Origin of the sequence: [Clostridium] symbiosum (assembly GCA_036419695.1) — a bacterium.
In the GTDB taxonomy this organism is placed as follows: Bacteria; Bacillota; Clostridia; order Lachnospirales; family Lachnospiraceae; genus Otoolea; species Otoolea symbiosa_A.
This window is the reverse complement of the sequence record CP143946.1, coordinates 3,866,249-3,885,795: the sequence shown is the minus strand read 5'-3', so window position 1 is coordinate 3,885,795 and position 19,547 is coordinate 3,866,249. Positions and strand designations below refer to the sequence as shown.

At 49.0% G+C, this 19,547-nt stretch carries 16 protein-coding genes and 1 riboswitch; all 16 genes read left to right on the top strand.

What is annotated here, in order from left to right; translation table 11 throughout:
• Nucleotides 1-163: 163 nt before the first annotated feature.
• The 16 genes from V3C10_17555 (at nucleotide 164) to V3C10_17480 (ending at nucleotide 19,532) form a co-directional block, all read left to right on the top strand.
• On the top strand, nucleotides 164-301 hold the full coding sequence (locus V3C10_17555; GenBank protein WVP61098.1) for a hypothetical protein: 138 nt from the start codon (nucleotides 164-166) through the stop codon (nucleotides 299-301).
• 219 nt (nucleotides 302-520) lie between these two features.
• The gene (locus V3C10_17550) at nucleotides 521-817 is read left to right on the top strand and encodes a DUF3781 domain-containing protein (GenBank protein WVP61097.1); all 297 of its coding nucleotides are present in this window, start codon (nucleotides 521-523) and stop codon (nucleotides 815-817) included.
• 540 nt (nucleotides 818-1,357) lie between these two features.
• On the top strand, nucleotides 1,358-3,016 hold the full coding sequence (locus V3C10_17545; protein ID WVP61096.1) for a GGDEF and EAL domain-containing protein: 1,659 nt from the start codon (nucleotides 1,358-1,360) through the stop codon (nucleotides 3,014-3,016).
• Nucleotides 3,017-3,045: 29 nt separating this feature from the next.
• On the top strand, nucleotides 3,046-4,635 hold the full coding sequence (locus tag V3C10_17540; GenBank protein WVP61095.1) for a diguanylate cyclase: 1,590 nt from the start codon (nucleotides 3,046-3,048) through the stop codon (nucleotides 4,633-4,635).
• A gap of 76 nt (nucleotides 4,636-4,711) precedes the next feature.
• Entirely contained in the window at nucleotides 4,712-5,122 is a 411-nt protein-coding gene (locus V3C10_17535; GenBank protein ID WVP61094.1) for a hypothetical protein, read from the top strand.
• A 431-nt stretch (nucleotides 5,123-5,553) separates the two neighbouring features.
• On the top strand, nucleotides 5,554-6,309 hold the full coding sequence (locus tag V3C10_17530) for a methyltransferase domain-containing protein (protein ID WVP61093.1): 756 nt from the start codon (nucleotides 5,554-5,556) through the stop codon (nucleotides 6,307-6,309).
• Nucleotides 6,310-6,406: 97 nt separating this feature from the next.
• Complete coding sequence (xylB, locus tag V3C10_17525) at nucleotides 6,407-7,888, top strand: xylulokinase (GenBank protein WVP61092.1); 1,482 nt, start codon at nucleotides 6,407-6,409, stop codon at nucleotides 7,886-7,888.
• Between the two features lie 547 nt (nucleotides 7,889-8,435).
• A riboswitch (cobalamin riboswitch) is annotated at nucleotides 8,436-8,644 on the top strand.
• Nucleotides 8,645-8,912: 268 nt separating this feature from the next.
• Entirely contained in the window at nucleotides 8,913-9,938 is a 1,026-nt protein-coding gene (locus V3C10_17520; GenBank protein ID WVP61091.1) for a sirohydrochlorin cobaltochelatase, read from the top strand.
• Nucleotides 9,939-10,027: 89 nt separating this feature from the next.
• A complete protein-coding gene (locus V3C10_17515) occupies nucleotides 10,028-10,882 on the top strand; it encodes a hypothetical protein (protein WVP61090.1) in 855 nt (284 codons plus the stop codon).
• A complete protein-coding gene (locus tag V3C10_17510; protein WVP61089.1) occupies nucleotides 10,879-12,072 on the top strand; it encodes an ABC transporter substrate-binding protein in 1,194 nt (397 codons plus the stop codon). Before V3C10_17515 ends, V3C10_17510 begins: the two co-directional genes overlap by 4 nt.
• A gap of 39 nt (nucleotides 12,073-12,111) precedes the next feature.
• Entirely contained in the window at nucleotides 12,112-13,125 is a 1,014-nt protein-coding gene (locus tag V3C10_17505; protein ID WVP61088.1) for an iron ABC transporter permease, read from the top strand.
• 12 nt (nucleotides 13,126-13,137) lie between these two features.
• A complete protein-coding gene (locus V3C10_17500; protein WVP61087.1) occupies nucleotides 13,138-14,241 on the top strand; it encodes an ABC transporter ATP-binding protein in 1,104 nt (367 codons plus the stop codon).
• A gap of 517 nt (nucleotides 14,242-14,758) precedes the next feature.
• Nucleotides 14,759-15,292 (top strand): flavodoxin family protein, encoded by a 534-nt coding sequence (locus tag V3C10_17495; GenBank protein WVP61086.1) that lies wholly within the window; start codon nucleotides 14,759-14,761, stop codon nucleotides 15,290-15,292.
• Between the two features lie 432 nt (nucleotides 15,293-15,724).
• A complete protein-coding gene (locus tag V3C10_17490; GenBank protein WVP61085.1) occupies nucleotides 15,725-17,338 on the top strand; it encodes a hypothetical protein in 1,614 nt (537 codons plus the stop codon).
• 166 nt (nucleotides 17,339-17,504) lie between these two features.
• A complete protein-coding gene (gene hflK / locus V3C10_17485) occupies nucleotides 17,505-18,647 on the top strand; it encodes an FtsH protease activity modulator HflK (protein WVP61084.1) in 1,143 nt (380 codons plus the stop codon).
• A gap of 12 nt (nucleotides 18,648-18,659) precedes the next feature.
• Complete coding sequence (locus V3C10_17480; GenBank protein ID WVP61083.1) at nucleotides 18,660-19,532, top strand: protease modulator HflC; 873 nt, start codon at nucleotides 18,660-18,662, stop codon at nucleotides 19,530-19,532.
• Nucleotides 19,533-19,547: the final 15 nt, after the last annotated feature.

Below are 19,547 nucleotides of genomic sequence, written 5' to 3'. Positions count from 1 at the left end.
TGCCGTTTTATCTGTCACAAACGCAACACTTGAAACGTTTAATAAGTGGGAGTCCCCAACCCCGAGTATTTTTTTCATTTGTAAGAGCACCGGTTTCCTTCGGCCGGTGCTCCCTCTCCTTTAGGAATAAACGAACAGACAGGAGTTGGAACCAGGGGGGCCTATGACGCGTGCAAAGGCGCTCAGCGCGGGCGGCACGAAGGATATGTCAGGAATGGCGCAGCTCTGTCCCACATGGCAGAGGTGGCGTCGTGATATGAAGAATAATATTAAAGAAGGAATAATGCAGGCGGCAGGGTGAGACCTTGCTGCCTGTTTAAATGCCGGTTAAAATAAAGGTAAATCCCCTTGATTTATCCGCCGTCCGGCTGGCGTAACAGTGCTTGCGTCCAATCAATGTAACGGGAATCAGGGAATATGTATTTATATTTGTTCTCTTTCCTTGTTTTTAGACTGCTTAAAATGGTAAGATAATAGAATAGGCGGAACGGGAAACAGCGTAAAACAGGAGGATGGGAATGTGATTGAAAAATACGGATGTGAGCTGATTTTGAATCTTGATAAACTGCATACGACGGAACTCGGTGCAAAACGGATTATAAAAAATCTGTCTTTGGACACGGAGGATGCGGTTGCCTGGTGCAGGGAGAAGATACAGGCTCCTGAAACCGTTATTTTTAGAAAGGGCAAGAACTGGTACGCGGACACGGGGAACTGTGAGATAACGGTAAATGCCTATAGCTATACGATTATAACTGCCCATAAAAGGCCGGTGGCGGCGTCCATAAGCGTACCGGATTTTGCTGGTGATATTTAAAGACACGGGAAAAGTCAGGGCGGCAATTGAGATCATTGCTCCCGTGGCGGGGAGCTTTTTCTTCCTGGCCCTGCTTCTCTATAATGCGGGTTAGGGAAAAAGAGGAGAAACCGGAAAACAGATAGAATCAGAACACGGTGTATGCATGGAGATGCATAAATATTAAGTTGATATAGAAGAACATGAGGCAGATGAAACGCGGCGTAAACAGAATATTCATATCAATAAATAGTTTACATAATACTGAAATATCCTGTAAAAAGAGCGGCAGGCAGTCTCTCATGCATCAGATTTTGCTTTGTGTGGTCTGACGGGTGATAGAGCACGGCGGAAATTCAATGCCCCGGAGAGGAATTTCTTTTTCATAAGTGATTGAAACACGCCTGTCTTTTTGCTATAGTAGATTTATATATTACCAGAAATATACTTTTTTTACCGGTTCTGAAATGAAACGGATTTGGTAGGAAGAAAATTATGGGTATCTGTTCGGAAGATTGATGAAATAAGAGAAATTGACAGACAACCCGTATGGAGGATAACATGCCGGACATGATAAAGCAAGAGATGTTTACAGCAAATACGATTATGGATCTGCTTTCCGAGACCACGGATGATTATTTATTCCTGTGGGATATTAAAAACGGAACTTTTTATATATCGGAAAATGCATTCGAAGATTTAGACATTGACCGTCTGATAGAAACAGATGTCGTAGCTGAATGGTCCAGGATTATGGTTCCTGAAGATCTTCCCGTATGGCTTGAGGATATGGAGCGGATCCAAAAGGGCAGCCGGGACTACCATGACATGGAATACCGGGTCCGTAATAAAGCCGGCCGTATCATCTGGGTTTCATGCAGGGGCACAGTAAAAAAGGACAGGCAGAACCGGCCTCTTTTCATGATCGGAAGGATCTCCAATATAGGGAGACAGAATAAATTTGACAATGTCACCGGCCTGAGAAACAGGAGCCAGTTTGAGAAAGATCTGGAACTGCTTTTCAATCAGGGGATACCGGCTCAGGGAATCGTTGTTGTTCTGGATATTGACAATTTTAGAAATATCAATGAGAAACACGGCTATGCGTTTGGCGACCGTGTCCTTAATATTATTTCCACGTTGATATCCTCATTGCTGCCCGAAGGCTGTCCGCTGTACCGCCTGGACGGAGACGAGTTTGTCTTCTTTATGCAGGGCGGCACGGAGGAAAATATCAGAGGTATTTACGAAAATATACAGATTTTTATAGGCAACCATTTCACGGTGGATGGGCAGCAGCTTCCGGTATCCGTTTCGGCAGGAGCATGTTTATTCCCCAAAGACGGGGTAACCTATCAGAAGCTGTTCAGAAATGCGGAGAATGCGGTCGAGATAGCCAAGATGAACGGAAAAAACCAGCTGGCTTTCTTTTCCGAAGATATCTATAAACGGAAGATGCGGATCATGGAGCTTCAGGAGAGTCTGCATTCCTGCGTTAAGAACGGCTGCCGGGAGTTTGAAGTGTATTACCAGCCCCAGGTGGAGGCAAAGACGGGAAAGGTAGTGGGGGCGGAGGCGCTGCTCCGCTGGCATTCGCCGGAACACGGGGAGGTTTCTCCGGTGGAATTTATCCCTCTCCTGGAAGAGAGCCGTTCCATTACCCAGGTTGGGAAATGGGTGCTGGAGGAGAGCATCAGGCAGCGTAAAGCGTGGAAGAGTAAATTCCCCGGATTTCTGATGAGTGTAAATGTCTCCTACATCCAGTTGAAAGAAAATGACCTGCTGGCATATCTGAGGGAAAAGTCCAAAGAGGGATTGGAGGCGGAGCGTTTTATACTGGAACTGACGGAAAGCTGCTGGGTACCCAATTTACATATTATCAACCAGGAGTTCAGAGGCCTGCAGGCTATGGGCTTCGGAATTGCAATCGACGATTTCGGAACAGGATATTCATCACTGAGCCACTTAAAAGGACTGCCTGCCAATGTATTGAAAATTGACCGCAGCTTTATAAAGGGAATTGAGAAAGGCAGTTACGAATACATCTTTTTAGAGTATATCATCAAACTTGCACACAGCATTTCCGCACTCGTCTGTGTGGAAGGTGTGGAAACGGAAACGGAGCTGGGGGTTGTGAGACAGGCGTCGCCGGATTACATACAGGGGTTTTTGTTCGGCAGACCTGTCAGCGCTTCGGAATTTGAACGTCTCTATCTGTAGGCGCGCCGCAATAAGCGGGGAGGGGTCACATGTACCAATGCGAAAGTCAAATCACGATATTTGGCAGGAATCCGATGATTGAAAGTGTGCTTGGCCGGCTTGAGCCTCTGGAGCATTTTACCCATAAAATTGCTGTTGAGTCCGCGCCGGCACCTGAATTACTGAAACAAAGCGATGTGGTGATTTGGAATCTGGAAGGGGAAACGCCGCCTTCGGAGATACGGAAGATGTGCAAGGAGGGGGCGGCGCTGATTTACTGCGCTTGGCATGAGGAAATTGATCAATTTTCAGCCCCTGATTTAGAGGCCGCAGACGAATTCTGGGAGCTGCCTCTGAACGGGGAGCGGATCAGGATCCGTCTGGCGCGTATCATGGAACAGATCAAGCTCCGTTACGATTTCTATATGACACAGACCTATCTGGATACGGCCATCGACAGTATCCCGGACATGCTGTGGTTTAAATCCCTTAAAGGAACCCATGTAAAGGTCAATAAGGCGTTCTGCTCGGTTGTGGGAAAGACAAGGGAGGATGTGACGGGGCGGGATCACTGCTATATCTGGGGAGTCTCCCCGGATGATCTGGAGAATGGGGAAGCATCCTGCAGGGAGTCCGAGGATGCGGTAATCAAGGCGCTCCACACGCTGCAGTTTACCGAGGCGGTAAAGTGCTCCAGGGGCCTGCGCCAGCTGCGCACCTATAAAACCCCAATCCTGGACAGGGACGGGAAGACGGTTCTGGGAACCGTTGGAATTGGCCACGATGTCACGGATCTTGTCAACATGAGCGCGGAGATGGAAATTCTTCTCCAGAGCATGCCCTATGCAATTCTTTTATGGAATAACTGCGGTAAAATCATTAATGCCAATATGAAGTTTGAAGAATATTTCCATACGGACAAGCAGTCGGTCATTGGACATGACTATAATGAGTGGACGGCGCACGCGTTTGAAGAAAGACATTCGATCAACAGCGAAGGATATGTTGAGGCCAAGGTATGCATCGGGGACGGCTCCGGAAAGGTGCTGGAAATCCATGAAAGTTCCATCTATGATGTGTTTCATAATGTGGTGGGAAAGCTGTGTATTTTCCGTGATGTAACGGTGGAACGTGATTTGGAACGGCAGATACGCCACAGCTCCAATACGGATTTTCTGACCGGGCTTTACAACAGGCGGTGTTTTTATCAGTATATCCACAATAACCGGGATAATAAGACGGTCAGCCTGATGTACATTGATCTCGACCGTTTTAAAGAAGTCAATGATACCCGGGGCCATAAGGTGGGGGATGCGATACTGATCAGCACCGCAAAGATTCTGATGGAATTTTTTCCGGATGATTTTGTGGCCAGGCTGGGAGGAGATGAATTCCTGATGGTTCGGCTGGGGGAATGCAGTATCTCCCAATTGGAGCAGGAGGCGGAACGGCTCATTCAAAAGATCCGGGACAACTTTTGCGGGAAGCAGGAGGCCGGCGGTTTATCGGCCAGCATCGGAATTGCCCAGAGCGCCGATCCGGAGATGGAAATCGACCTGCTGCTGCAGCGCAGTGACCAGGCTCTTTATCAGGCGAAAAAAGAAGGAAAGTCATGCTACCGGGTCTATCAGGAGTATTAATGCGGCGCAGGAAGGTTTTCTTCTGTCGGATTTTGTGATAAGATAGGGGAAAATGGGAAGGGAGAACATACATGCCATGTATTTAGATTCAGAAGTTATCAGTGTGATAGCAGCCATCGCCGCCGTATTAATGGCGGTATATGTGCTTATAAAGACAAACGGTTCCAGAGAGAAAAATTGCCGCAGCCTGTATCTGTACGAGCAGTATGCCGGGAGCATCGGAAAATGCATATCGGACAATACGCCTGAAAACAAAAAAGAGTATAAGGTGAATTACTATCAGCTGTATGTTTACATCGAGCCGTCGCTCAGACCCCAGATGGAAACCATAGACGAACATATGGATGGCGGTGACATGGAGAATGTAAAGAGCGAGTTTGCCGAGCTGAGCAAAAAATATGGCGAAATATATGATATTACCCAATTCAGCCCCAAGCGGAGAACGCAGAAAGGCAAAGCTTTAATCCAGATCAATATCAATAAATGAACGCCTGTTGCAGCAAAACAACGGCGTAATCCGGAAGTAAAAGAGAAAGAAAAATAAATTTAAAAAAATTTGGAAAAAGTGGTAAAAACCTGTCACAAATTAAAATCTAAAACGTTTATATAAAGTAGACTTTTCCAGGTCTATCTTATATTCTTTCACGGAGCCAGGCTTAAACGCCTGGCTTCAACCCTATTCGGAGGAGATTTCTTATCCTGAATATAATCCATTTTCCAATTGAATTATCCCCTTCAGACATTCCCTGCATACCATAAACGGTAAATACTCTGCCAGTTCAGTTTACCTCACGGTTAGAATGTGCAAAAATTTCGATCAATATATTTAAAATAATAATTAGTTTTATAAAAATGAATCCTGTATAATGAAACTAAACGGCAAAATAAAGAAAATTCCGGCCGTCAGGAGGTAGAATTATGGCTCTCAAATGGAATGCAGACAAATATACTCAGGACTTTTCATTTGTGCACGAATATGGCAATGACGTCATTAAACTGATTAACTTGGAGAATGGGGCATCCGTGCTGGATTTAGGATGCGGAAACGGCGCTCTGACAAACAGACTGTCAGAATTGGGGGCAAATGCATCCGGCCTGGACGCCTCCCCCGAACTGCTTAAGATTGCCGGGGAAACGTATCCGGAGCTTACATTTTACCAGGGAGATGCGTCCGATTTTACACTTCCGGAAAAAGTGGATATCGTCTTTTCCAATGCGGTGCTTCACTGGATTGCCAAAGAAAAACAGGAGGATGTGCTGCGCTGTGTGTATCGGGCGCTGAAAGACAACGGGCAGTTTGTCTTTGAATTTGGGGGAAGCGGAAATAATGTCCTGATTCATGAGGCGCTCAGGCAGGCTTTTACGGACAGGGGACTTATATACAAAATGCCCTTTTATTTCCCGACCATCGGCGAATATGCCTCTTTGCTTGAAAAAAACGGTTTTAAAGTCGTTTACGCCGTATTATTCGACAGACCCACCGAACTGAAGGGGGACGATGGCCTGTATGACTGGATTGACATGTTTATAAAGACTCCCTTTGACGGAGTGGACAAGGCGTTGAGAAGTGAAATCATCGGTGATGCGGTGGAGCGGCTTAGAGAAAAGCTGTACCGTGATGGAAAATGGTATTCGGACTATGTAAGGATAAGGTGTAAAGCGATAAAGGCATAAGGTGATTGAAGCTTAAGGTGATTGAAGCATAAGGTGATAAAGGCATAGGTAATAAGATAATAAGCCTGACACACAGGGAGGAATGGAGGAATAAAAGATGGCATCCATACTGGGAATTGATATCGGGACGTCGGGGACAAAAGTCATGCTGCTGGATGAAAAGACGGGCGTCATAGGAGTGGAGAGTGAGATGTACGACGTTTCCATACCTCAGATCGGGTACTCGGAACAGGAGCCGGATTTGTGGTGGGAGGCTGTGCTGGCCTGTCTATCGCGTCTCAGGGAGAAGCACGGCAGGGATTTTGAAGCGGTCTCTGCCGTGGGGTTTTCAGGGCAGATGCATGGCCTTGTAATGACAGACAGAAACGGCCGTCCGATCCGGCCTGCCATCCTGTGGCAGGATCAACGTTCAGGGGAAGAGTGTCTGGAACTGGCAGAACGGATCCCGGAGCGGATCCGGACGGACTGCCTGCGCAACAGAATCTTTCCCGGATTTGCACTGCCGTCGCTTTGCTGGGTGAAAAAACATGAACCGGAATGCTTTGACAGAATTTACAAGGTCATGCAGCCGAAAGACTATATCCGTTATAAGATGACCGGTTTATTTGGTGCGGAGGCCACAGACGCATCGGCTTCCCTGATGTTTGATCTTGTAAAACGCGATTGGGCCTGGGAACTTCTCGGCCTGTGCGGCCTGCCGGAAGAAATCTTCCCGGAGTGCAGCGAGTCGGGTGCGGTCCAGGGACGGATAAGCCGCGAATGTGCCGCGCAGACGGGACTCAGTGAGTCGGTGCAGGTCATCTTCGGCCTGGGGGATCAACAGGCCCAAAGCATAGGAAACGGAGTATTTAAAGAGGGGACCTTTATCTGTAATATCGGAACCGGAGGACAGATATCTGCTTTTTGTAAAAATCCGGTTTACGATCCGTCGTTTAGGACCCAGACCTTCTGCCACGGCGTGAACGGGGGCTATACCATTTACGGCGCGGTCCTGAACGCCGGGATGTCCCTCAAATGGCTGAAGGACAACATTCTGAAAGTGGAAGGATTCGACATGCTGAACACGATGGCAGGGGAGGTTCCCGCGGGAAGCGAGGGCCTGATTTTCCTGCCTTATCTGACAGGAGAGCGGACTCCGCATATGGATCCCCATGCAAGGGGGATGTTTTTCGGCTTCCATCTGGCCCACACGGGAAAACATATGGCAAGGTCCGTTACGGAAGGCGTAACCTTCGCACTGCGTGACTGCATGGAAATTCTGGAACAGGCGGGAAACCGCTGCGACCGGCTCATATCCTCCGGAGGCGGGGCATCAAGCCCCCTATGGCTGCAGATTCAGGCAGATATATTGGGAAAAGAGATCTTCGTCAGCAGTGTAACGGAGCAGGCCTGCCTCGGCGCCTGTCTTCTGGCCGGCGTGTCCACGGGGCTGTTTACCACCCTGGAGGAAGCCGCCGCCCGGTTCGTGTCAATGAAGAAAGAGACATACAAACCGATTCCGGAAAACGTCCTGCTGTATGACCGGATTTATTCGTCATACCACAGCCTGTACGCCAGAACGGCGGACTTAATTGTTTAGCCGAACGCTAAGTCCACCTCTAAGATAGCGTCCGAGTCATATAAATGACTCATCCGCCCCGGCCGGATGGTCATGAAGAGGAGGAAGATTCTTACGGAACTCGCCAAAAACATGTAGAACCCCCTCATTTTTTCGAACAACATAGTGGCTGCGACAATCCCCCTCGCCACTTGAAGGAACAGAACAAATCAGCTGCCGCAGTCCGAGCGGAATGGAACGCGATCACCCCGGCGCCTTCAGTCCCGTCGACAACCTGCCCGGGGGAAGGAGGAGAAAAACTTTACGAAGGGGACCTTGAAGCCCGCCGGTGCTTGGCGAGGTATTTTCGAGCCTAGCATCCGCTGTGCGCTTCACAAGCGGGAGCGAGTCCCCGCAGTAAAGTCTTTCTCCGGATTCCCCCTCACCACAACCATCCGCCGGGACTGAAGACTCATCCCTTCACCCTCACCATTCCGCCCCCGGCCATCCCGGCAGCGTTCCCCTTTCTCAATCATCCCCCCTTAAGCATATTGCATTTTTAGAAATTCAGTGGTAGGATATAAAACATATCGAGTTAAGAACATCCGGTGCCGTTGTCCGTGTTTGGCGGATAATGGGTAATAGGGAAACAGGTGAAAAACCTGTGCGATCTCGTCACTGTGAGTAAGGAGCGCGCAATCTGCGTTATGTATGGCCACTGATCCGATCCGGATTGGGAAGGCGATTGCGCGTGCTGATGTACAAGTCAGGAAACCTGCCGGATGTTGGTACAGGAATAAACTTCCAAATCACGAGCAATTGGTTGTGCCGATTTACGGTTTTCAGACCGCGAATCTCTGACTCAGACGGGAAAAAATCTTTTGCACCGGGGAAAATGCATCCTGCGGTGTGGACAACCGTGCATGTTTTTATAATGCAGGGTGATTTAGCGCCGCGTATTTGCGCGTGAGTGCCGCCGGTTTGAGATTCCATCAGAGGATGATGGCATATTCCTATACCTTCTGTATACCGATACCGTGTTGTAGAATAAAGGAGGATAAGGAACATGATGATCAAAAAACTGGTGGCATTATTTGCATTTACAGCTTTGTCGGCTGCAGTGGCGTCAGGCTGTTCAGGCGGGCAGAAGGAAACGGCCGCAGACGTGACGGCGGAGACCGCGGAGGAGGCCGCCGCTGAGGAGGCCAAAGACGCAGCAGTGGAAGCGGAAGAAGAGGACGAAGAAAATTACGATACGGGGGATGCATCATTGGACAATGCCAGAAATCAGGATGGAATTGGTGAGAACGAACTTATGGTAGTCAGTTTTGGTACAAGCTACAATGACAGCAGACGTTTCACCGTAGGGGCAATCGAGAATGCAATGGAAAATGCATTTCCGGATTATTCGGTAAGAAGAGGTTTTACAAGCCAGATGATCATCGACCATATTAAATCACGCGATAACATTGCCATTGACAATGTGGGAGAAGCGCTCGGCCGCGCGGTGGATAACGGAGTTAAGAACCTTGTGGTTCAGCCTACCCATCTGATGGACGGCCTGGAATATAACGATCTTGTCAACGAGGTGGCAGAGTATTCCGATTCATTTGAGAAAGTCGCAATCGGAGAACCGTTACTCACTTCCAATGATGATTTCAAAGCGGTTATCAAAGCTATCACAGAGGCGACCGCTGAGTATGATGACGGAGAAACCGCAATCTGTTTCATGGGCCACGGCACGGAAGCAGATTCCAACCAGGTATATGCGAAGATGCAGGATATGCTGACGGAAGCAGGATATAAGAATTACTTTGTAGGCACCGTAGAGGCAGCGCCAAGCCTGGATGATGTACTTGCCGCAGTAAAGAAGGGTGAATACAAAAAGGCAGTTTTAGAGCCGCTTATGATTGTTGCAGGTGATCACGCCAACAACGATATGGCAGGCGATGAGGAAGGTTCCTGGAAAACGGCGTTTGAGGGCGCAGGTTATGAAGTGACCTGTCTTGTCCGCGGACTCGGTGAGATGGAACCGATCCAGCAGCTCTTTGTAGAGCATGCAAAGGCCGCAGTGGACAGCCTGAAAAAGTAATAACGGAAACTGGAATAAGAGAAATAAATCAGGAAGAAAAATGGGCGGTCGGTTTTTTTACTGATCGCCCTTTTAAAGGTGGAAGACAGATGAGAATTAAGAGAAAAGGATGGCCGGCTGTGCTCCTGGCCCTGTGCCTTCTGGCGGCCGGCTGCGGTTCCAAAACACCGGCTCCGGATCAGGAGACCGGCAGTCAGATAGACGTCGTGCAGGCGGGAATGAAGCCTGTTTACGGCAGTGAAATAAAGGATGGTATTTATTCTGTAAAAGTAGATTCCAGTTCCAGCATGTTCCGGATTGAGGAATGTGAGCTTACGGTAAAAGAGGGCGCAATGAGCGCGGTGATGTCCATGAGCGGCACCGGATACGCGGAGGTTTATTTGGGAACGGGAGAGGAGGCCGTAAAGGCGTCGGAGGAAGACTATATTCCGTACACGGAGCTTGCGGACGGAACCAACACATTTGAAGTTCCGGTTGAGGCCCTGGATATGGGGATTGAATTAAGCGCATTCAGTAAAAGGAAGGAAAAATGGTATGACCGTGTCCTGGTGTTCCGCGCCGATTCCCTTCCGGCCGCCGCGTTTGCAGACGGGAAGATTGCGACGGTGGAGAGTCTTAAGCTCACAGACGGAAATTATACGGTGGGTGTTACCCTGGACGGAGGCTCCGGCAGGGCTGCGGTGGAATCACCGGCTGCTGTCCGTGTGGAGAACGGCAAGGCCTTTGCAACGATTGTCTGGGGCAGTTCCAATTACGATTACATGAAGGTGGACGGCGTGAAATATGAGCTGAAAAACAAAGAAGGAAATTCAACTTTTGAAATTCCCGTCGGAGGTTTTGACTGGAAAATAGCGGTCATTGCAGACACGATTGCCATGAGCGAGCCTCACGAGATTGAATATACGCTGACCTTTGATTCCACCACACTGAAAAAGGCTGAATGATGAGAATGAAAAAATATTTATCCATGTTTTTAATGGGGGCGCTTTTATGCTTTGCCTGCGGCTGCTCTTCAACGGGCGGCGCAGTGTCCGGAACGGCGCGGGGGCAGTCCGCCGCGGAAGAGGCCGGTTTTCAGGCGGAACGCTTAAACAATCTGAAGTTCGATCACAGCAAGGAGCTTCTCTATGCGGATCAGTTTTCCGTGGACTATTATGAAGATGGATTCATTTTGATTTCTATCAGGAACAGCGGCCGTTTTCTCGTCGTACCGGAACGTGGTGAGCCTCCGGCCGTTCTTCCGGATGATGTGACGGTGATCAGACAGCCGCTTGAAAACATTTATCTGGCGGCCACTTCGGCAATGGATTTGTTCCGCAGCCTGGATGCCGTCGATCGGATAACACTTTCCGCTCTGGATGCCTCCGGCTGGTATATCGGGGAGGCGAGGGAGGCGCTGGAAGAGGGAAACATGTTTTATGCGGGCAAATACCGCACGCCTGATTATGAGCTGATTCTTTCCAAATCATGTGACCTGGCGGTAGAGTCCACGATGATTAACCATTCTCCCGAGGTGAAAGAACAGCTTGAAAAACTGGGAATCCCCGTTCTGGTGGAACGTTCCAGCTATGAGAGCCATCCGCTGGGAAGGATGGAGTGGATGAAGCTCTATGGGGCTCTCCTGGGAAAAGAGGAACTGGCAAAGGCACGTTTCGACGAACAGATGAAGCATCTGGACGGTGTGCTGGAACAGAAAAATATGGGGAAAACAGTGGCATTTTTCTATATCAGCTCCAACGGATATGTGAATGTGCGTAAACCGGGCGACTATGTGGCGCGCATGATAGATATGGCGGGAGGAACCTATGTCCCTCAGAACATCAAGACGGATCAAAATGCACTGTCCACAATGAACATGCAGATGGAGGCGTTTTATGCCGCGGCGAAAGAGGCGGACTATATTATCTACAACAGCACCATTGACGGTGAGCTGAAATCCGTCGATGAGCTTCTTGCAAAAAGCGGACTTCTGGCGGACTTCAAGGCCGTGAAGGAAGGGCATGTATGGTGTACGGAGAAAAACATGTTCCAGGAAACCATGGGGCTGGGGAATATGATAGTGGACATCCACACAATACTGACCGAAGACAGTCCGGATCCGGGTAAAATGACATACATATACAGGCTGGAATAGCAGGCAGCAGACATGTCTGCCGGCCGAATGGGGGAAGATATGACGAATAGAACAAAAATGAGATACGGTATTTCATTTGCCCTTCTGGCAGTCCTTTTGTGCATTCTCTTTCTGTGGAATATAGGCTCGGGGAGCGTCGGCCTGTCCGTGCGGGAAATATGCAAAATCCTGTTCTTTAAAACTGGGGAAGATACGGCGTATCATATCATATGGGATATTCGTCTGCCCCGCATCCTGGCGGCCGTCATCCTGGGGGGCGGGCTTTCGGTGTCCGGATTTCTGCTGCAGACATTTTTCTCAAACCCGATCGCAGGTCCGTTTGTGCTCGGCATCTCTTCCGGTGCAAAATTAGCGGTATCATTGATTATGATCGCGTTGCTTGGAAAGGGAATTGGTGTGGGCTCGGCAGTTATGATCCTGGCGGCATTTGCAGGAGCCATGATTTCCATGGGGCTTATCCTTCTGATTTCCGGCAGGGTGAAAAAGATGTCCATGCTTGTGATCTGTGGGGTTATGATCGGTTACATCTGTTCCGCCGTGACCGATTTTGCCGTGACATTTGCGGATGACGCCGATATCGTCAACCTTCACAACTGGTCGATGGGCAGTTTTTCCGGGATGTCCTGGGAGAATGTCAGAGTAATGACGGCGGTGATTTTTATATCGTTCATCCTCGTCTTTCTGATGGCAAAACCAATCGGCGCGTATCAGATGGGGGAGGTTTATGCACAGAATATGGGAGTAAATGTCCGTTTGTTCCGGGTGGCGCTCATCCTGCTGTCCAGTATTTTATCGGCCTGCGTCACCGCCTTTGCGGGTCCCGTCTCCTTCGTCGGGATTGCCGTTCCTCACCTGGTGAAGAGCCTGTTAAAAACGGCAAAACCAATTCTTATCATACCGGGGTGTTTCCTGGGAGGAGCGGTATTCTGCCTGTTCTGCGACCTGATTGCCAGGACGGTATTTGCCCCCACCGAACTCAGCATCAGTTCTGTTACGGCCGTTTTCGGCGCACCGGTTGTCATTTATATGATGGTAAGAAAAAATATACGGTAAGGAGGGTTTTTCTTGGCAGAGGATTATATTTACACCGATCACATGGCTGTGGGATATGGAAAAGTCCCCCTGATTGAAGAAATTGAAATCCATGTAAAACAGGGAGAGATTGTTACCCTGATTGGCCCGAACGGGGCGGGAAAATCCACGATTTTAAAAAGCATCATCCGGCAGCTGGGACTGATTGGCGGAACCGTTTTCTTGGACGGCGTATCCATGCACGGCATGCCGGAAAAGGAAATCGCGAAGCGGATGTCCGTCCTGATGACGGAGCGGATCCATCCCGAATTGATGACATGTGAAGATGTGGTTGCCACAGGCCGATACCCCTATACCGGCCGTTTGGGAATCCTTTCCAACGCGGACCGGGAAAAAGTCCGGGAGTCCATGGAACTTGTCCATGCCCGGGAGCTGGCCGGGCGGGATTTTACGGAGGTCAGCGACGGCCAGAGGCAGAGGATTCTCCTCGCCCGCGCGATCTGCCAGGAACCGAACGTCATTGTGCTGGATGAACCGACGTCGTTTCTGGATATCCGCCACAAGCTGGAACTTCTGACGATTCTTAAAAACCTGGTGCGTGATAAAAACGTGGCGGTCCTCATGTCTCTTCATGAACTGGATTTAGCACAGAAGCTCTCCGATTATATTGTCTGTGTCAATGAAAATTCCATTGAACGCTGTGGGACGCCGGAAGAAATTTTTACCTCCTCCTACATTACAAAACTTTACAAAATCACGAAGGGCAGCTATCATGCGGAGCTTGGCTGCCTCGAGATGGAGCCGGCGGAAGGCAGGCCCCAGGTATTTGTCATCGGAGGGAATGGGAGCGGAATTCCTGTTTACAGGAGGCTGCAGCGAAAGGGGATCCCCTTTGCGGCAGGAATCCTCGGAGAGAATGACATCGATTACCCGGTAGCAAAGGCATTGGCGGCGGAGGTGATTTCCGAGGCCCCGTTTGAAATGATCGGGGAGGAAACGTACCGCAGGGCGGCGTCCGTCCTTGATTCCTGCAGTCGGGTTATCTGCTGCCTGTCGGAATTTGGGCCGGTCAATGAAAAAAACCGCTGTCTGGCAGAACGCGGAAAAGACAGATTAATCAGCGTTGAGTGTATTTGAGGAAGGAGAACGCTGTTGGGGGCGGAATGGTATGGGAGGTTGTGGGTCTTCAGTCCCGGGATATAGGTTGCCGCGATGGGGAATCCGGGCAGAAAAAGTTCCTGCGGGAAACGCTTGCGCTCTTTGGAGTACATAGTGGTACTAACCTCGAAAGGACCTCGGTAAGTACCAATGGACTCCCAGGTTCCCTGCGGAATCTTTTTCTCCCGGATTCCCCACGGGAAGATTTTGGCCGGGACTGAAGACGCGTAGGTTGCTGCCATTTTGCCGGGCTGCGGTGGCTGAACGGTTCTATTGTGAACCATAACCCAAACACTTCTAAGAGGTATCGTAAACGAGTTGAATATTTAATCTGACGATGTTAAAATATTAGATATATGATGCCGGATTGCTGGAAAGCGCAGGATGGTTTTTTTGTATTATGTTTTGGGTACGTCAGGCCGGTATGGGGACGAAGCGTTCCGGGCGGTCTGGAATATCAGACAGGGAAACGGGAAGACGACAAGGAGGCATGACGATGAAAATTGTAGTTTTAAACGGCAGCCCGCGCAAGGGCGGAAATACGGAACTGATGGTGGATTCTTTTATAAAAGGAGCGACGGAGCAGGGGCATGAGGTACATAAAATAAATCTGGGTGAGAAAAAGGTGGCTCCCTGCCTGGCCTGTGAATATTGTTTCTCCCATGACGGGGTCTGTGTCCAGAAGGATGACATGAAAGAAGTGCTGGAGCTGACCGACGGTGCAGATATGATTGTATTTGCTTCTCCAATTTACTGGTTTACGGTGAGCGCACAGTTAAAGGCGGCCATCGACAGACTCTATGCAAGAGCCAGAAAAGGGTTCACAATCCGCTATGCGGCCCTGATGCTGGATTCCATGTCGGACGGAGTGTACAAGTCGGCTATTGATGCATATGAGGACACCTGCAATTATCTGGGCTGGAAGAGCAAAGGGATTTTGACCGTTCCGGGAATGAGCGCCAAAGGGGCGATGAAGGATTCCAGAGGGGCGGAGAAAGCCTATGAGCTGGGCAAGGGACTGATAGGATGAGAATGAGGACGCTGACGGAGTAAGGAGGGGACGGGATGTGCAGCGGATGCTAAGGCGCCATACGACGGCGTCCAGGCATGAAGTGCAGTATTTTTGAATGAATTTTAAAGTTAAAGATGAGGTTAGGGACAAGACGGTATCTGTTCCGGCCGGGAGTAGTGGCAGAGGCTCCTTGCCGGATGACGGATGCCGTTTTTTAATTCATAGGAGCAAATGTCGGGGGAAAAGAGTCTCCGCTATGAAAATGTAAGAATAGATTAATTAATATTCAATAAGTGAAAAGACAGAATATGGTAAAATTAATTCTAGAATTATCAGATATATGATCGGTGCATGGGAAATGCAGGTAACAGACAGTGGGATAAATGAATAACAGCGTCATCGTGCTCGTTTTTCCGGTCATTTTTTAAAGTGGAATTAAGGAGGTCTTTTATGAAAAAGAGGAAAATAGCAGCGCTTGCGGCAATTTTATGCCTGTCTTTTGCCGGCGTTTTGTCCGGCTGCAGCGGTTCGGGGAAGAGCAGTGGGGAGCAGGTTTCTGAAGCTTCGGCAGGGCAGAGTGAAAATACGGCAGAGAGTCAGGAGGCAGAACGCGGAAGCACGGAGGATGGCCGGGAGAAGGACGGGAACGGAGCAGACACGGAAGTGGCGAACGGGTTTCAGGTTGTGGAGGGCTACGGGATATGTGAACCTGGCAGTCCGGTTTTTTACCAGTTATCGGGCAGTGAGGGAGCCGGGGAGGACGTCCGCCTTGAGGTGGAAAACGGGATGGCAAAACTCAGGCTGCTGGGCGCGGTGCGCCAGGGGCAGAGTATGACGGTGAAATATGAGATTATCGACTATTCCGTGAAAGTACTGCCGGAGGAAGAGACGAAAAAGATCAGGGAGCAGGAAAAGGAGAACCGGGAGAAGGAAGAGAGGGGAGAATCCGTCGAATGGGACTGGAGTTACATCCGCCTGGACGAGGAGAAGGGAATTTACGGCAGAAGTGATTTTGAGACAAAGATTTTTGAAAATAAAAAACCGGGACTTTATACGGGGAACGCCAGAATTTACGGAAACGGGATGCCGACAGGCGGGACAACGTTCACAACAGGCGCTGCGGGAACCGAATATGAAAAATTTTTTGAGGACGGAGCACTGACAAAAATCTGTGTCAAGAGTGTGGAGGACGGCGGCTTCACAACAAAGAAGCCGGATGGGTTTTATAAACTCGAGGTAGAGGGGTTCGACGAACCGCTTGTATTTGCTTTTGAAAAGGCGCCGGAATACCAGACTCTGGAGGAGATAGACGGGATAACCGCACAGGATGGATTCCATGTTTTCGCTGTGGGAAAGGAAGAGGAAGGCAAACTTAAGGTGACGGTGAATACCTATTCGGAGGACGGATTCCGTCTTCAGCCGGGAAAGGCGCAAATCAGAATTGTGCCGGAGCTGGAAAAGAATGGGCGGGAAGAGGCTGTAACGGTAAATGCAGACAGGGTGCGTTATGCCTCCGTGAAAGAAAATTACCAGGGTTTAAAAGCAGGAAGTTATACTGAGTATACTTGCAAACTGCCGGAGGATGTAACACTCCGGTCAGCAGAATTTGTTCCGGAGACGATGATTGCTGCTTCCGATGAAGTTTCACCGGTAATCAAAGTGGAAATTCCTGAAAAGGATATAGAGATTGAACAGAAGGTAGAATTCAGGGACGCTGTAATTTCTCTCACGGCGGTGCATAAAACAGAGGAAAAACAGGAGATAGGAGTAGATGAAAAGGGAGAAAAGGTAACGAAACCCATAGTTCGAATTGATGCATCGGCAAGTTCCACAAATCCGGCCCTGGAATTTTATATGGTTGGCGGCTTTACGGGAGAAGAGACGGAACGCAACATGTATTTTAACGGCGGCCTTACCCCGCTTGCAAAGGATGAGGAAAGCGGCAGCGGACTGAAGGGCTTCAATATCGCATATGAGGAGGGCGACGGCGAGGTGACGTTCCAGCTGGCATCCCCCTACTATAAACTGGTAAAGAAACTGGAAATTCCGGTTCGGCTGCAATAAAAATGCAGTACAGTAAAAATATGTGTTAAGAAAACGCTAAAAATGTAATTGCAATAGACGGGTGAAAAGGATAGAATAGAAGAGTGCATCAAAAAGAAAAGACGACAGGAAATTCAACAGAGGAAATGTGCTGTTAAGCATCAGACAGAAGAACAGGAGAGTGAAAATGTATACAAACAGAAACCCTTTTGGTGGAAACCAATTTGGAAACCAAAATCCGTTTGAAGATTTACTGAAGAAGAAAAATAAGGAAAAGGAACCTGAAACTTTCGACAGCAACGGAAAGAAAATCAGGAAAAAACCTCCCTATAAGAAAATGCTGGGGGGAGTCCTTCTCTTTTTCGTAATGATTGCCGGTATTAATTCCTACTATATGCTGGATGAGGACAATTACGCGGTAGTTACGACCCTGGGAAATCCTCAGGCGGTATCTCAGGCGGGACTTCATTTTAAGATACCTTTCATCCAGAACGTCAAAATGGTTTCCAAGGTCATTACGGGGATGCCCATCGGCTACAGTCTTGAGACCGGGCAGTCCATTGACGAAGAATCGGTTATGATTACAAAGGATTTTAACTTTGTAAATACGGACTTCTATCTGGAATATATGGTAAGCGATCCTGTTAAATATCTGTATGCGTCACAGGATCCGGAGGCGACCCTTAAGATGCTGGCCCAGTCCTATATCCGTGACACGGTGGGAGTTTACAATGTGGATGATGTCATCACCACGGGAAAGGCTGCAATCCAGTCCGAAATCAAGGAAAAGCTGACCAACCGGATGATAGAGGAGGACATCGGCCTCTCGGTTGTAAATATTACGATTCAGGACGGATTTCCCCCAACGGAAGAAGTTCTGAGCGCTTTTAAAAATGTGGAGAATGCAAAGCAGGGCAAGGAAACGGCCATCAATAACGCCAACAAGGACAGAAACGAGAAAATTCCGCAGGCGGAAGCCGTGTGCGACCAGATTATCAAGGATGCCGAGGCGGAGAAACAGTCCAGAATTAACGAGGCCCAGGGCCAGGTATCACGTTTTGAGCAGATGTATGCGGAGTACAGCAAGTATCCTCTGATCACCAAGCAGAGAATGTTCTATGAGACGATGGAAGATGTTCTTCCGAGCCTGAAGGTTTACATTGTGGATGAAAGCGGGACACAGAAGATGCTTCCACTTGACAGTTTCATGAATGTGCCGCCGGTCCAGACGAGCCCGGCCAACCAGTCCGATCAGACGGCCGCATCTTCACCGAAGGCGGCTGAAGGAGAAACACAGCAGAAACCGCAGAACACAGAACAGGGCAATTAAGGAGGACTCAGAATGAAACGAACAGGTAATAAGGTAATCGGAGTTTTTATAGCGTTGGCGGCGGTCGTAGTTCTGGCATCTTCCATTGTTATAACCTATCCGAATGAATATAAATTGATCAAGCAGTTTGGCGAGATCGTCAACGTTGTGGAGACACCGGGAGTTTCTCTCAAGATACCGTTTATCCAGGAGAGCGCATCCGTGCCGAAGGAACTTCAGATTTACGATATCCCAAAATCAGACGTCATTACAAGAGACAAGAAGAGCATGATTGCCGATGCATTCGTACTCTGGAAAATTTCCGATCCGGTGCTGTTTACAAGGCATCTGAACGGGCAGGTTGCCCAGGCGCAGTCGAGAATTGCCGCTTCGGTTTTCTCATCGATGAAATCCGTTATTTCCAACATGGATCAGGCCGAGATTATTGAGAACAGAAACGGTAAACTGGCGTTGGATATCAACTCCAATATCAGCAACTCGCTGGACGGCTACGGCATCACCGTGCTGGCCGTGGAGACAAAATCCCTGGATATGCCGGATGATAATAAACAGGCGGTTTATGACCGTATGATTTCCGAACGTAACAATATAGCGGCCTCCTATTCGGCCCAGGGTAATTCCTCGGCCCAGATGATTAAAAATAATACGACGAAAGAAGTGTCCGTTATGAAGTCGGAGGCCAGGGCAGAGGCGGAAAAGATTAAGGCAGAGGGTGAGGCCCAGTACATGCAGATCCTCTCCAATGCGTATAACGATTCCAGCAAGGCGGATTTCTACAACTTTGTCCGCTCACTGGATGCGGCGAAAGCGGCTCTGAAGAACGGTAATAATACGCTGATTCTCGATAAGAGTTCGCCGATAACACAGATTTTTTACGGTTATTGATTTCAATGATTTAAA